This is a genomic window from Protaetiibacter intestinalis (assembly GCF_003627075.1).
In the GTDB taxonomy this organism is placed as follows: domain Bacteria; phylum Actinomycetota; class Actinomycetes; order Actinomycetales; family Microbacteriaceae; genus Homoserinibacter; species Homoserinibacter intestinalis.
In genome coordinates, this window is record NZ_CP032630.1 from 2,224,735 (window position 1) to 2,238,980 (window position 14,246).

Sequence of the window (14,246 nt, forward strand, 5' to 3'; positions counted from 1 at the left end):
GTACGTTCTCACAATTCGCAAGGAGTGGACATCATGGGTTTCATCACCGTCGGCACCGAGAACAGCACGCCGATCGAGCTGCACTACGACGACCGCGGCAGCGGCCAGCCGGTGGTGCTCATCCACGGTTACCCCCTCGACGGGCGTTCCTGGGAGACCCAGGAGCAGGCGCTGCTCGACGCGGGCTTCCGCGTGATCAGCTACGACCGCCGCGGGTTCGGCCAGTCGACCCAGGTCTCGACCGGTTTCGACTACGACACCTTCACCGCCGACCTGAACACGGTGCTCGAGACGCTCGACGTGCGGGATGCCGTGCTCGTGGGCTTCTCGATGGGCACCGGCGAGGTGGGCCGCTACCTCGGCACCTACGGCACCGAGCGGGTGTCGAAGGCGGCGTTCCTGGCGTCGCTGGAGCCGTACCTCGGCAAGGCCGACGACAACCCCGACGGCCCGATCGACCAGGGCTTCATCGACGGCACGGTCGCGACCGTGAAGAAGGACCGCTACGCCTGGTTCACCGAGTTCTACAAGAACTTCTACAACCTCGACGAGAACCTCGGCACCCGCATCTCGGAGGAGCACGTCGCCAACGACAAGCGCGTGGCCTACAGCTCGGGCGCGGTGGCCGACTGGGCGGCGGTGCCGACCTGGGCGACCGACTTCCGTGCCGACGTGGCGAAGATCGCCGAGCTCGACATCCCGATCCTGATCGTGCACGGTACGGGCGACAACATCCTGCCGATCGACGCGACCGGGCGCCCGTTCGCGAAGCTCGTGCCGAACGCGCGCTATGTGGAGATCGAGGGCGCCCCGCACGGCTTCCTCGCCACCCATGGCACCGAGATCGCCGAGCTGCTGGTCGACTTCGTGACCCACTGATCGGGCCGCGTGGCGGCGTCAGGCCGACGCGCGCATCCGCTGCAGTGCGGGTGAGCGCGTCGGCAACGCCGTCGCCCTGATCACCCTGTCGCCGTCCGGTTTCTCGAGCGTGTAGTCGCCGCCCGTGCGCCGGATGCGCCACCCGCGGTTGTGCACGAGCAGGTGGCAGAACCTGCACAGGAGCACTCCGTCGTCGACGTCTGTTCGGCCGTGATGCTCTTCCCAATGGTCGATGTGGTGCGCCTCGCACCAGGATGGCGGCCGGTCGCACATGAGGCAGCCGCCGTCGCGGGCGGCGATCGCCACCCGCTGCTTCTCGGTGAACAACCGCTGCGCTCGCCCCAGATTCAGCACCCGCCCGTCACCGTCGAACAGCAGGGGGATGGCCCCGTCGGCGCAGATGAACCGCTCCGCGGTGGCGATGGAGACCGCGTCGGCCTGCCCTTCGAAGTAGGCCGCCCCGTTCCGCCCGTCGAGGTCTTTCGCGGTGACGAGCACGCGGACTGCGGGCTTGCGCTCTCCCAGCAGGGTGCCGTCGTCGACGCGCGACCCCTGGCGGACGAGGTCGACGAAGGCGTCGACGACGAGCTGCTCGGTGGTGCGCTCGTCGCGCACGAGGTCTTCTGCGCGCGCGGCCTCGGCGGGGTCGACGAAGCGCGGACCGCTGCGGCGGGGCGCGGTGACCGCGTCCAGCACGGGGATCACGATCGCCGCCGACTCGGGGTCGAGCAGGCCCGACACCCGCGTCATGCCGTCGGGCTGCTTCGTGAAGCGCAGGAAGCGCTTCTCGTGGAGTTCCCGCTCGCGCTCGGCGATGCCGGCGAGGTCGATCTCGTCACGGAATCGCGAGGCCCGCACCACGAGTTGCTCGATGGTGAGGGATGCGGCGTCGGCGACCAACCGCGCCGCCGCCTCGGCGAGGGCGTCTTCGGCGCCCGGACGGGCCGCCGCGGTGAGGCGCGTGCGGATGACCTCGGCCGCCTCGGGTGAGATCGCGGCCTGCGCGACCGCCTCGCCCAGCGCCTTCATCCACGGCGCGAGCGGGGGAGCCTCCGGAACGATGCGGGCGGTGGGCAGCAATTCGGCCGTCTTCACCCACGTGCGCGCCTCGCGCGCGGAGCCCCCCGACAGCTGCGAGATCAGGCCCTCGGCCGTGCGCTGCCCCTGCGACTGGGCGAGTCCCGAGTGCCCGAGTTCGCGGCGCGAGCGGTGGGCGATCTCGCCCGCGATCGCCGTCGAGACCGCATCCAGCCGCCGCCGCACCTCGGCGAGGGCGCGCTGCGCCGTGAGCAGTTCCTCGTCGCGCAAAGACCCCACCGCCGGAGCGGTGAACGGGGTCGACACATCGCCCAGACGGGCGAGGGTGTCGGTGATCGAGGCCATGGTCCATCATCCCACGTCTCGAACATATGTTCTATATTCGGCGCCGAATCTGTGGATAAGTCGTCGGGCCGTGGCGCGGCGCCACCACCCTGACAGCGCGTGACAGCGCACGGATGCGCGGGCCCTCGACGCCGCATCCGCGGGCTGCGAGGCTGGCGGCATGACGCAGCTGCTCGTGGTGCTCGTGCTCGCCCTCGTGGTGATCGCCGCCTCGACGCTGCTCGGCCGCCGCCTCGGCATCGCCTCGCCGCTCGTGCTCGTGGCGGTGGGGGTGGCGGCGAGCTTCCTGCCCGCGATGACGGGTGTGGAGATCGAGCCCGAGTGGATCCTCGAGGGGGTGCTGCCACCGCTGCTCTACTCGGCGGCGGTGTCGATGCCGGCGATGAACTTCCGCCGCGAGTTCGGCGCGATCGGCGGCCTGTCGGTGGTGCTCGTCGTGGTCACGTCGCTGCTGCTCGGCGTGTTCTTCATGCTGGTGATCCCCGACCTGGGCTTCGTGTGGGGCGTCGCGCTCGGCGCGGTGGTGAGCCCCACGGATGCCGTGGCGACCTCGATCATCAAACGCACCTCGGTCTCGTCGCGGGCGGTGGCGATGCTCGACGGCGAGAGCCTGCTGAACGACGCGAGCGCGCTCGTGGTGCTGCGCACGGCGATCGTGGCGACGGCGGCCGCGTTCTCGTTCTGGGGCACGGTGGGCACCTTCGCCTACTCGGTGCTCGTGGCGATGGCGATCGGCGGCCTGGTCGGCTGGCTGAACCTGGCGGTGCGACGGCGGATCTCCGACGCGACCGTCAACACCGTCATCTCGTTCACGGTGCCGTTCCTGGCATCCGTGCCGGCCGAGCTCGCGGGCGCCTCGGGCCTCGTCGCGGCGGTCGTCGCGGGGCTCGTGTCCGGCATCCGAGCGCCGCGCGTGCTGTCGCCGCAGCACCGGCTCTCGGATGCGCAGAACTGGCACACGGTGGAGTTCGTGCTCGAGGGGGCCGTGTTCCTCACGATGGGGCTGCAGCTGACCGGCATCGTGGAGGCGGTGGAGCGCGACCACGCCGGCGCGGGCGTCGCGGTGCTCATCGCGGTGGGTGCGCTCGTGTTGACGATCCTCATCCGCGCCGCCTACGTGGCACCGCTGCTGTGGGTGCTGGGGCGGCGCTCGCGGCGGGGCGAGCGACTGCGGGGCCGGCTCGAGGATGCGCGCGAGCAGATGTCGACGCCCGAGGGCAAGCGGGAGACGCTCGAGGAGCTGAACGCCCAGCCGACTCCCGGCCGCAGACCGCGGCGGGATGCCGTGATCGTTCCGGGCGCGGGCGGCCCGCGGCGCCGCACGGCGCGCGACGTGGAGGTGCTGGCGGTGCGGGTGCGGCGGGCCCTCGCCGACATCGACTACTTCGTGCGCCGCCCGCTCGGCTGGCGCGACGGGGTGGTCGTGGTGTGGGCGGGCATGCGCGGCGCCGTCACGGTGGCGGCGGCGCAGACCCTGCCGGTGGACACCCCGCAGCGCTCGGTGCTCGTGCTGATCGCGTTCGCGGTGGCGCTGCTGTCGCTGCTCGTGCAGGGCGGCACGGTGGGTCCGCTCGTGCGCCGCATCACGCCGAAGCGCGACGAGGTCGAGGCGCGGGCGGAGGCCGACGCCGAGTGGACGCGGCTCATGGAGCTGCTGCGCACGGCATCCGACACGATCCCCGCCCCGCCCGAGCCGGCGCGCGACATCCCGAGTCGCGAGCAGCTCGAGCAGCAGCGCACGTACCGGATGGCGGTGCTGCAGGCCCAGCGCACGGCGCTGCTCGATGCGCGCGACGACGGCACCTTCGACGCCGAGGTGCTGGAGAACGCGCTCGCCAACCTCGACGCATCCCAGATCGCGATCGAGCTGCGCGGACCCCGCGGCGGCTGACGGCGGGCGGATGCGGGGGCGGCGCCCGCCTAGAATCGAACCATGGCCAAGCCCGACCTCATGGACTTCGACAAGGCGCTCGAGCTGTTCGAGCCGGTGCTCGGATTCGAGGTGCACGTCGAGCTGTCGACCGCCACCAAGATGTTCTCCGACGCCCCCAACCCGGCCGCCCCGGGCGGTTTCGGCGCCGGCCCGAACACGCAGATCACGCCGCTGTGCCTGGGTCTGCCCGGCAGCCTGCCGGTGGTGAACGAGAAGGCGATCGAGTACTCGATCTCGCTGGGGCTCGCCCTCGGGTGCCAGATCGCCCCGTCATCCCGCTTCGCCCGCAAGAACTACTTCTACCCCGACCTCGCGAAGAACTACCAGATCAGCCAGTACGACGAGCCGATCGCGTTCGAGGGCTCGGTCGAGGTGGAGCTCGAGGACGGCACCATCGTGACGGTGCCGATCGAGCGCGCCCACATGGAGGAGGACGCCGGCAAGCTCACCCACATGGGCGGCGCGACCGGACGCATCCACGGTGCCGAGTACTCGCTCGTCGACTACAACCGGGCGGGTGTGCCGCTCGTCGAGATCGTGACGAAGCCGATCTTCGGCGCCGAGCACCGCGCGCCCGAGGTGGCGAAGGCGTACGTCTCGACGATCCGCGACATCGTGCGCGCCCTCGGCATCTCGGAGGCCCGGATGGAGCGCGGCAACCTCCGCTGCGACGCGAACGTCTCCCTGCGTCCCCGCAGCGTGCCTGCCGCCACTCAGGTGGTCGAGGAGCGCCCCTCTCAGGTGGTCGAGGAGCGAGCCGCCGAAGACGGCACGCGTCTCGAGACCACCGCCACCCCCACCCACCTAGACGCCTCCATCGACCCGCACCCCGAGGTGAAGCTCGGCATCCGCACCGAGACGAAGAACGTGAACTCGTTCCGTTCGGTGGAGCGTGCGGTGCGCTACGAGATCCAGCGGCAGGCGGCGATTCTGGCCGCGGGCGGCTCGATCACGCAGGAGACCCGCCACTGGCACGAGGATCGCGGGGTGACCTCCGCCGGTCGCCCGAAGTCGGATGCAGACGACTACCGCTACTTCCCGGAGCCCGACCTGCTGCCGATCGAGCCGAGCCCCGAGCTGATCGAGCAGCTGCGTGCCGCGCTGCCGGAGTCGCCGACGGTGCGCCGGCGTCGCCTGCAGGAGGCGTGGGGCTTCACCGACCTGGAGTTCCGCGACGTGAAGAACGCCGGACTGCTGGTGGAGGTGGAGGAGACGGTCGCCGCCGGCGCCGCCCCCGCTCAGGCCCGCAAGTGGTGGACGGGCGAGATCGCCCGCATCGCGAACAGCCGCTCGGCGGAGCCGGCTGAGCTCGTGTCGCCGCTGCACGTGTCGGAGCTGATCGCCCTCGTCGAGTCGGGCGACCTCACCGACCGCCTCGCCCGCCAGGTGCTGGAGGGCGTCATCGAGGGGGAGGGGCGGCCGTCGGAAGTGGTCGAGTCCCGCGGTCTGAAGGTGGTCTCGGATGACGGTGCCCTGATCGCCGCGATCGACGAGGCGCTCGCCGCCCAGCCCGACGTGCTCGAGAAGATCCGCGACGGCAAGGTGCAGGCCGCCGGCGCCGTCATCGGCGCGGTCATGAAGGCGATGCGGGGATCAGCGGATGCGGCGCGCGTGCGCGAACTCGTGCTGGAGCGGGCGACGGGGGAGTAGTTAGGGGGCGGAGGCAACACGTCAGTTGGCGCTGTGCGAGCCCCAACCACAGTGCGGGCCGGGACGGCCCGTCATTGCGTCCCGGCGCAATCGCACTCGCGGCTGTTTCGGGCTATCTCTGGCAGGTTCCCGCCGCCGCTACGTGCCCTTCGACCTCGCTACGGGACCGGCTGTTGCCTAGTACAGACCGGGGCTCGATTCAGTCGCGAGCTAGCGAACGGTCCAAGAGCCGGCATTCGCGACTGCTGCCGAACACGGATACCGCTATTGTGATCGAGCGCGCCTGCCGCATGAGCTTGACAACGGATACAACTCGTGGATTGGCGGCGTGCTGACCGCTTGCGAACGCCGAAGGACAAGATCGTATGCGCTGGCAAATCACCAACTTCAAGGGCATCGCCAGGGCAGAGTTTGACATTTCGCCTGGTCACGCCACTGTGATTACAGGCGTGAACAGTAGCGGAAAGTCCTCGACGATTCAGTCGCTGCTACTTACGGCGCAAAGCCTCTACGACGATGGTCCGATTGTGTTGAACGGGCCGCTGGTTCGACTCGGAGATGCTGAAGACCTTGTTCGGGAGGGCGCAGAGAGCAACAGCATCGGAATCCGCCTCAACCTGGACCCAGCGCGCTCGGCCAGAGGACCATCGGATCCGGAGGCGCAGGTATCGTACGAACTCGTCTCCAGCGAGGACCATTCAACGCTGCGAGCGCGAAGAGTAACGATCGAGAGAACTGAATTCAGTAGCGAACCGTTCGTCCTCGCACGTCAAAACTCGCGGGGGAGTGATGTAGAACTCGCGCTACAGGCGACACGCCATTTCGGAGAATGCGATGTGCTGCACGTGAAATCGCTCCTTGGCGACGACAGGCGACAGTTGCGAACATATGTTGCGATGCAAGGGCTTCGGCCGGTGGTTGTTGTTCAATTGCTAAGCCCAGAAGCGGTCCGCACGCGATACCGGAAAGCATTCGCCGCTTGGATTGCTGAGGATGAGCGGGTGGCACATCCTTTGGATGGCCTGGGGACTGCGCCTTCCATCGCCCGGGATTTTGCACGCGTCCTCTCTGACGTAATTCAGAGGGACGAGTTTTCGGAAAGCGGATTGCAGGATGCGGTGCGATCGAGAGGGTTAACTCCGTCTCGATTGAGGCGTGCGATGCGCGAACTCGATGCTTCGCAGCGAGACGCGATTCTCGACATCGCAGCTGACCAGAGGGCGCGATCGCCGTGGGTATGTCTCCCGGTGAAGCAGCTTTGGTCTTTTCGGTCGATGAGCGACGGAGTGCTCGAAGCGCAACTCGAAGAGATATTGGGCGACAGTTACGTCGCGTTGCTCTTGCTCAGTGAGTGCCTCGATGATCTATCCCAGCGCGTGCAGTACCTGGGGCCTCTGCGAGATGAGCCTCGCGTGGTCTGGAACCATTGGAACGAACTTGCGCGAGGGCTCCCGGTCGGCACTCGAGGAGAGTTCAGCGCCGCGGTGCTGTCGCGGGGTGACTCGGCTCTCGTCTCCTACCGCTCGCCCAACGGTGAGCCTAAGATGGCGCCCCTCTCGAGCGCCGTCAACGAGTGGTTGGCGCATCTGGAGATTGGCGACGATGTCGTGGCCCGTCCGAGAGGAAAGCTCGGTGTCGGTTTCGATCTGCAGATCAACGGGCGCACTCGCGACCTCACGTCGGTGGGAGTTGGCGTGAGTCAAGCTCTTCCACTGCTTGTTGGGCTTCTGAAGTCGCCGCAATCCTCTGTCTTCATCGTTGAGCAACCGGAACTCCACCTCCATCCGGCAGTCCAGGCGCGCTTGGCTGATTTCTTGCTCCGCGCCCGGCCAGACATGTCGGTGATAGTTGAAACGCACAGCGAAGCGTTCATCACCAGAATTCGTCGCCGCGCTGCGGAGGGCACTCTGCCGCTCAAGGACGTCGACATTGCGTTCGTGGAAACTTCAGACTCCGGATCGGTGGCGCGCAGACTCGGGCTCACGGAGTTCGGAGACCTGAGCGAATGGCCGGAAGGTTTCTTGTCCTCGACTGAAGAGGACATACGAGAGATCCTGCGCCATAACGTCGAGCGTGCGCGTGGAAGCCTGGATGTCTAGAAGCCCGGTGCACTTGCTGGACCCAGAGTTCGTGATTCCGTCGCGGGATGGTGCTGGAAACTATCAATTCTGGGACCGAATGGTGCGGTGCGCTGACGACAGGACCCCTCGTCTCGGTCCATCGACTCTCGACGCCCTACTCGTGCTTGCACAGAGCCCACCGTCGCTCCTTCCCGTCAACGACTTCTGGCGGATCCTTGGCCAGTACGTATCGCGTGGGCTTGTTCCGCAGACATCCGAGCGCGAAACCTGCGATCACACTGTGGAGGGGTATACCCCGGGCCTGGGGGACATCGGCAACGGTTCGCGGATTGCATCCGACCTTGCGGCAACAGGATTGGGAACTATGGTCCGTCTCAAGACGGTATCGGGTTGCTGGTCAGGGAGGGTTGGAGCCTGCACTGATTGCGACGAACCCGCACTGTTTCTTGAGGATGAATGGTGCACTGAGGACCAGAAGCGTCTGAATGCACTGAAGGGCACCCGGGCCTCCGTTCTTCGCGTCGTGGGGTCCGACCCTGCGGAACTTGAGACATTCGCACCGGACATGTTTCCGGCCTTGACATTCCACCCGAGCGCGTGGAATGGAATCGGTTCGCTTCAGGGGGACCGAGGTGAACTGCGGGACGCTCTCATTCACCACCTCGGCGTTCTAAACGATTCAGTCGTCCAGCTCTGGGAAATGGAAAGCGAAACCCTCGCGCGACAGTCAGCGTTGGGCGCGATGGGGGTCGTTGCCTCTCCGGAGAACGGAAACACCCGGAGAAACTCGGGCGCGATGGCAGCTAGACGGTTCGTATTCGACGGCCAAATTGTGAGTTGCGAATGGCACACCAAGCTTCGGCCCAACATCAACCGAATCTACTTTTCGGTTGGGCAACGGCCACCCCGTGAATCCGAAGGCGACGATCCTATTGACACCGTATTCGTGGGCGCAATCGTCGATCACTTGACCTGAAGGCCCGGCAGTGCGAATCGCCACCCATGTTGTGTGGCGTCGGGATCGGTCGCTCTGAGTCGACGGCGCAAACCCATCGGCGCGCCAGCCTGACCGCCCACGCGGTCAGTGCATGGGGCATTTTCGATGCTGACGGTCGGCCCGTCGCTCGGGCGTCAACGCGACCCCTTCATCCCACTTCCTCGTAGTCGTACCCGTCGCGGATGACGTCGTTGAAGTAGCGCCCCTTGCTGTCGGCGCGCAGCAGCGCGCGGAACACGAACTCGGGCACGCGCTCGTAGCGGTAGACCTGCTCGCTCGTGAACCGGATGTCGAGCAGCCCACGCGCGGCGTCGTACCGCACGGCGTCGATCGTGGTGGAGTCGAGGACGTCGATCCAGGGCACGCACCCATCGTGCGCCCTGCGGTCGCTCCGCGTCATCCCGAGAGCGGCGTCAATCGTGCCGAATGGTCGTTTCACGTGCGTCTTAGCGACCATCTCGCACGAATATCGGATGCTGGCGAGCTGGTTTCGACACGCCCGCCTCGCGCGCTACTCGACCGGCGGGTCACGGCCACCTCTCGTTCACTTCCGGGTCACCCGGGTTCGCAACGCTGCCGCACATGCCCCACCACGCAGCCCGCCGCATCCGTGCCATCGTCGGAGGGGCGCTCGCCGCCGCCCTCGTCGCGGGAGGGGTGCTCGTCACCGCGAGCATGGCGCGCGCCGCGGAAGTCGAGCTCCCCACCATCGTCATCAACGAAGTGGAGTCGAGCGGCGGCACGCCCGCCGACTGGGTCGAGCTGAAGAACATCGGCACCGACCCCGTCGATGTGGGCGGCTGGGTCGTGAAGGACAGCGAAGACGACCACGCGAAGACCATCCCGGCGGAGACCACCATCGCGCCGGGCGGGTATCTCACCTTCGTCGTCGACGAGGGGGCTGACGGTTACGGCCTCGGCAAGGGCGACAGCGCGCGGCTCTACCTGCCGGGCGGCACCACGCTCGTCGACAGCACGAGCTGGACGGCGCACGCCGCCTTCACCTGGGGTCGCTGTGCCGACGGCACGGGCGCCTTCGTCGAGACCACCGCATCCACCCCCGGCGCCGCCAACGCGTGCCCGGACGCGGCGGCGACGCTCAAGATCAACGAGGCGGTCAGCGACGGCGGCACCCCCGGCGACTGGATCGAGTTCGTCAACACGGGCGCCGTGCCGGTCGACGCGGGCGGCCTCATCGTGCTCGACAACAAGACCGACGACCCGTACACGATCCCCGCCGGTACCTGGGTAGCCGCCGGCGGCTACCTTGTGCTCGACAACGGCACCGACTTCCTCTTCGGCCTCGGCAAGGGCGACTCGGTGCGCCTCTTCGGCACCGACGGCACCACCCTGCTCGACTCCACCAGCTGGCCCGACGGCACCCACGCGAGCCCCTCGTGGGGGCGGTGCCCGGATGCCGCGGGCGGCTTCGCGATCACCGAGAGCGCCACGAAGGGTGCGGCCAACGACTGCGCCGCCGTCGAAGAGCCCGAACCCACCACGACGACCGTCGTCATCAACGAGGTCGAGTCGAGCGGCGGCACCCCGGGCGACTGGGTGGAGCTCAAGAACCTCGACGCCGAGCACTCCGCCGACCTCAGCGGGTGGCGCATCCGCGACAACGACACGGGCCACACGGCGGTGCCGTTCGCCGACGGAACGACCATCGAATCCGGTGGCTACCTCGTGATCGAGGAGGCGTTCCTCGGCTTCGGGCTCGGCTCCGGCGACTCGGTCACCCTGTTCGAGGCCGACGGCACGACCGTCGCCGACACCACCACGTGGGCGGGCCACGCATCCGTCACCTGGGCGCGCTGCCCCGACGGCACGGGCGACTTCCGCGACTCGGGCGCCTCGACGAAGGGCACCGCGAACGATTGCAGCGACGGCACGGGCCCCGAGCCCGACCCCGACGTCGAAGTGTGGCCGGGTGGCATCACCGAGACTGCGGTGCCCACCGACATCGCCTTCGACGGCGACCTCTCGGGCCTCGACTACGAGCCCGGGCTGCTCGGCGGCGACATTCTGTGGGCCGTCACCAACGGCACCGGCACCCTCACCAAGCTCACGCCGGGTACCGGCGGGGCCTGGAACGGCGCCACAGGTTGGGGCGCCGGCAAGCAGCTCGCCTACCCGGACGGCTCCACCGCCCCGGATGCCGAGGGCGTGACCGTCGCGGATGGCGGCTCGGCGGGAGGCGTCTACGTCGCCACCGAGCGTTCGAGCGCGGCGAGCTCCACGAGCCGCCCCTCGATCCTGCGCTACGACGTGAGCGGCACGGGCACCACCCTGATCGCCACCAACGAGTGGAACCTGTCGGCCGACCTCACCGCCACGGTCGGCACGATCGGCGCCAACTCCGGGCTCGAGGGCATCACCTGGATCCCGGATGCCGTGCTCACGGCTCGCGGTTTCGTCGACGAGTCGACGGGCCTCGCCTACGACCCCGCCGACTACCTGCAGCACGGCACGGGCATCTTCTTCGTCTCGCTCGAGGCCACCGACGACGTCTACGCGTACGCCCTCGACCTCACCGGCTCGACCTTCACGCGCGTCGCCACGATCGATACCCCGGGTGCCCGCGAGCTCGACTACGAGCCCGAGACCCAGCTGCTGTGGGCGATCTGCGACGAGGCCTGCGACGGACGCACCGCCACCCTGCAGATCGGCGGCACGGGGCGCTACGAGGTCACGCACCGCTACGCGCGCCCCGCATCCGCCGCCAACTACGCCAACGAGGGCTTCGTGATCGCGCCGCAGTCGGCGTGTGTCGCGGGCGCCAAGCCGGTGTACTACGCCGACGACGCCAACACCGACGGCGTCTCGCTGCGCGTGGGCAGCATCCGCTGCACGGTGAGCGGCGGCGGTGACGACGGCGGCGACGGCGGTGGGCAGCCGGGCGGCGGCGATGGTGGCGGAGGCACCGACCCGACCCCCGGCGAGCCCGACTCCGGCGACCTCACGCCCGAGACCCAGGACGAGGTGACCGGTCCCGGCTCGGCACGCGCCGGCTCGACCATCACGGTCACGGTCGGCGCCTCCCACGCCGGTGAGCGCGTCGACGGCTACGTCTTCTCGACCCCCACCTCGCTCGGCACCCACACCGTCAGCGCGGCGGGCACCGTGCGCCTCACGATCCCGGCGACCCTGGCGCCCGGCGGGCACCGGGTGGCCGTGTACGACGCATCCGGTGCGCTCCTCGGCTGGTTCGCGCTCGCCGTGACGCCGGCGGCACTCGCCTCGACGGGGTCGGATGCGGATGCCGGCCTCCCGCTCGCGGTGCTCGCCCTGGGCGCAGGTCTGGTGCTCGTCACCCTGCGAGCGGTGGGGCGCCGCCGCACCGCCTGAGGGCTAGAACCGCCGGGTGCCGTTCGGGTCGAAGTTCGGACCCTGGGGGCGGTTGCGCTCCATCCAGAGCTGGTGGTCGCGCAGCCCGCGGGCGACGCCGACGCGGATGACGGCGTACAACAACAGCAACGCGATGGCGATGCCGATGACGTAGGCGAGGAGCGGCAGGAGCATCCACGTCCAACTGCTGAGGTCCATGCGCCCATCGTGGCCGAAGTTCGCGCCAACCGCGAGCAGAATGGTGACGACGCTCGAGGCGAGGAGGCCGCAGGTGAAGCGCACGAAGCGCATCCGCGACGTGAACGGCAAGGTGGTGCTCGTGACGGGCGCCGCGCGCGGCATGGGGTTGCTCTACTGCCGCTACGCGCTCGCCGAGGGCGCACGCGCGGTGATCGGCTGGGATGCGGATGCCGCGGCCCTCGCCGAGGCATCCGCCGAGCTGGGGGAGCGCTTCGTGCCCGTGCCGCTCGACATCACCGACACGGATGCCGTGGAGCGCGCCGCCGCGGCGGTGCTCGCCGAGCACGGCGCCCCCGACGTGCTCATCAACAACGCCGGCATCGTGCGCGGCAAGCTCTTCGTCGACCACACCCGGGCCGACATCGACGCGACGATGCACGTGAACCTGACCGCCCCACTGCACACGACGCGCGCCTTCCTGCCGGCGATGCTCGAGGCGCCGGAGGGGCGCCGCATCGTCAACATCGCCTCCGCCGCGGGGCTGCTGGCCAACCCGCGGATGAGCGTCTACGCCTCCAGCAAGTGGGGCCTCGTCGGCTGGAGCGACTCGCTGCGGCTCGAGCTCGCCCCGGTCGGCATCGGCGTCACGACCGTGTGCCCCTCGTATGTCGCCACCGGAATGTTCGAGGGTGCGCGCGGGCCGCGGTGGACGCCGATCCTCGACCCGGAGCGCATCGCATCCGCGGCCTGGCGCGCCATGAAGTCGGCCAAGCCGTTCCTGCTGATGCCCGCGATGGTGCACGTGAGCAAGGTGGGCCGCGGCCTGCTGCCGCCCCGCGTGTGGGACCTCGTCGGCGGCCGCTGGTTCCGGGTCTACAGCTCCATGGACGCGTTCACCGGCCGCGCGACGCAGCCGAAGTAGACCCGAAGCTCTCAGGTGCCCGGGCGACCGGGCAGCTGCTCGCGGAGCGCCCACGCGATCCGGAAGGCGCGCTCCAGGTTCGCGCTGTTGCGGGTGCGGAACGGCAACCGCTTCACGGCGAGCACGTCGCCCTCGCGCACCACGAGCTCCGACATCCACGGGCTCGCCGCCTCGTCGAGCACCCGCCTGAGCGCCGCGACCGCGGCGTCGTCGAGCTCGACCTCTGCACGGCGCACCTCGATCACCCCGAGCCATTCGGCGAGACCGCGGGGCGTCATCGGCAGGATGACGTAGTCGCCGAGGGTGATGCCGCGCGCGTGGTCGCGGAAGGCGCCGTAGAGCCGCGGCGGGCCCCAGCTCGCCGGGGTCCGGGCCGCGATCGGGTACCGCACCCCCGACTCCTCGCGGACGAACTCGAGACCGTTCTCCTCGGCGAAGCGGTGCATCCGCACCCAGGCGCGCCAGCGCGGCGGGATGACGAGCGCCCGGATGGAGAAGTACGTGATCGCGGCGGCCGCGAGGGGCGCGCCCACCACGACCGCCACGAGCCCGACCGCCTCGCCCGCGTTCGACACGAGGTGGGCGGCTGCGATCCCCGAGACCGCGAGCACCACCGCGGTGGGGATCAGCATCAGCAGGCAGATGCCGCCCACCACGAGGAGGCCCGCCGCGTGCTCGATCTCGAGCGCGCTGAAGTACGACTTGCCGGCCAGGATCGCCCGCCGTCGCGCCCGCACCTCGGGCCTCGCCATCGGTCGCGTGAGGCCCGAGAAGTCGTAGGGAATCGGTGAGGACACCTCGTGAACATACCCGACGTCCGCGTCCCGCACTCGCCAGGCCGAGCACGGCGTCCCGTAGGCGTGCGGGCCACGG

At 69.2% G+C, this 14,246-nt stretch carries 11 protein-coding genes; 7 read left to right on the forward strand and 4 right to left on the reverse strand.

Annotated features, from left to right (window positions below; genetic code table 11):
* Positions 1–33: 33 nt before the first annotated feature.
* Complete coding sequence (locus tag D7I47_RS10505; RefSeq protein WP_120763923.1) at positions 34–879, forward strand: alpha/beta fold hydrolase; 846 nt, start codon at positions 34–36, stop codon at positions 877–879.
* A gap of 18 nt (positions 880–897) precedes the next feature.
* Here D7I47_RS10505 and D7I47_RS10510 read toward each other — a convergent pair whose 3' ends face one another.
* Entirely contained in the window at positions 898–2,262 is a 1,365-nt protein-coding gene (locus D7I47_RS10510; protein ID WP_120762994.1) for an HNH endonuclease signature motif containing protein, read from the reverse strand.
* Positions 2,263–2,422: 160 nt separating this feature from the next.
* Between D7I47_RS10510 and D7I47_RS10515 the strand changes: the two genes are divergently transcribed.
* From D7I47_RS10515 to D7I47_RS14780, 4 genes are all read left to right on the forward strand, one after another.
* Complete coding sequence (locus tag D7I47_RS10515) at positions 2,423–4,153, forward strand: cation:proton antiporter (RefSeq protein WP_120762995.1); 1,731 nt, start codon at positions 2,423–2,425, stop codon at positions 4,151–4,153.
* Between the two features lie 42 nt (positions 4,154–4,195).
* Positions 4,196–5,845 (forward strand): Asp-tRNA(Asn)/Glu-tRNA(Gln) amidotransferase subunit GatB, encoded by a 1,650-nt coding sequence (gatB, locus tag D7I47_RS10520; RefSeq protein ID WP_120762996.1) that lies wholly within the window; start codon positions 4,196–4,198, stop codon positions 5,843–5,845.
* A gap of 365 nt (positions 5,846–6,210) precedes the next feature.
* Complete coding sequence (locus tag D7I47_RS10525; protein WP_120762997.1) at positions 6,211–7,944, forward strand: AAA family ATPase; 1,734 nt, start codon at positions 6,211–6,213, stop codon at positions 7,942–7,944.
* A 346-nt stretch (positions 7,945–8,290) separates the two neighbouring features.
* Complete coding sequence (locus tag D7I47_RS14780) at positions 8,291–8,902, forward strand: hypothetical protein (protein ID WP_157981702.1); 612 nt, start codon at positions 8,291–8,293, stop codon at positions 8,900–8,902.
* Between the two features lie 169 nt (positions 8,903–9,071).
* On the opposite strand, the gene D7I47_RS10530 is transcribed toward D7I47_RS14780, so the two are convergent.
* Positions 9,072–9,287 (reverse strand): KTSC domain-containing protein, encoded by a 216-nt coding sequence (locus tag D7I47_RS10530; protein ID WP_227000612.1) that lies wholly within the window; start codon positions 9,285–9,287, stop codon positions 9,072–9,074.
* Positions 9,288–9,505: 218 nt separating this feature from the next.
* On the opposite strand from D7I47_RS10530, the gene D7I47_RS10545 reads away from it, so the two are divergent.
* Positions 9,506–12,271 (forward strand): lamin tail domain-containing protein, encoded by a 2,766-nt coding sequence (locus tag D7I47_RS10545; protein ID WP_227000614.1) that lies wholly within the window; start codon positions 9,506–9,508, stop codon positions 12,269–12,271.
* Between the two features lie 3 nt (positions 12,272–12,274).
* Here D7I47_RS10545 and D7I47_RS10550 read toward each other — a convergent pair whose 3' ends face one another.
* A complete protein-coding gene (locus D7I47_RS10550; RefSeq protein WP_170154347.1) occupies positions 12,275–12,562 on the reverse strand; it encodes a hypothetical protein in 288 nt (95 codons plus the stop codon).
* Here D7I47_RS10550 and D7I47_RS10555 point away from each other — a divergent pair.
* Positions 12,543–13,373: an SDR family NAD(P)-dependent oxidoreductase gene (locus D7I47_RS10555; RefSeq protein ID WP_227000616.1), complete on the forward strand. Its 831-nt coding sequence runs from the start codon at positions 12,543–12,545 to the stop codon at positions 13,371–13,373. The two genes, D7I47_RS10550 and D7I47_RS10555, sit on opposite strands and share 20 nt — an antisense overlap.
* An 11-nt stretch (positions 13,374–13,384) precedes the next feature.
* Here D7I47_RS10555 and D7I47_RS10560 read toward each other — a convergent pair whose 3' ends face one another.
* On the reverse strand, positions 13,385–14,170 hold the full coding sequence (locus D7I47_RS10560; protein WP_120763001.1) for a hypothetical protein: 786 nt from the start codon (positions 14,168–14,170) through the stop codon (positions 13,385–13,387).
* Between the last annotated feature and the right edge of the window lie 76 nt (positions 14,171–14,246).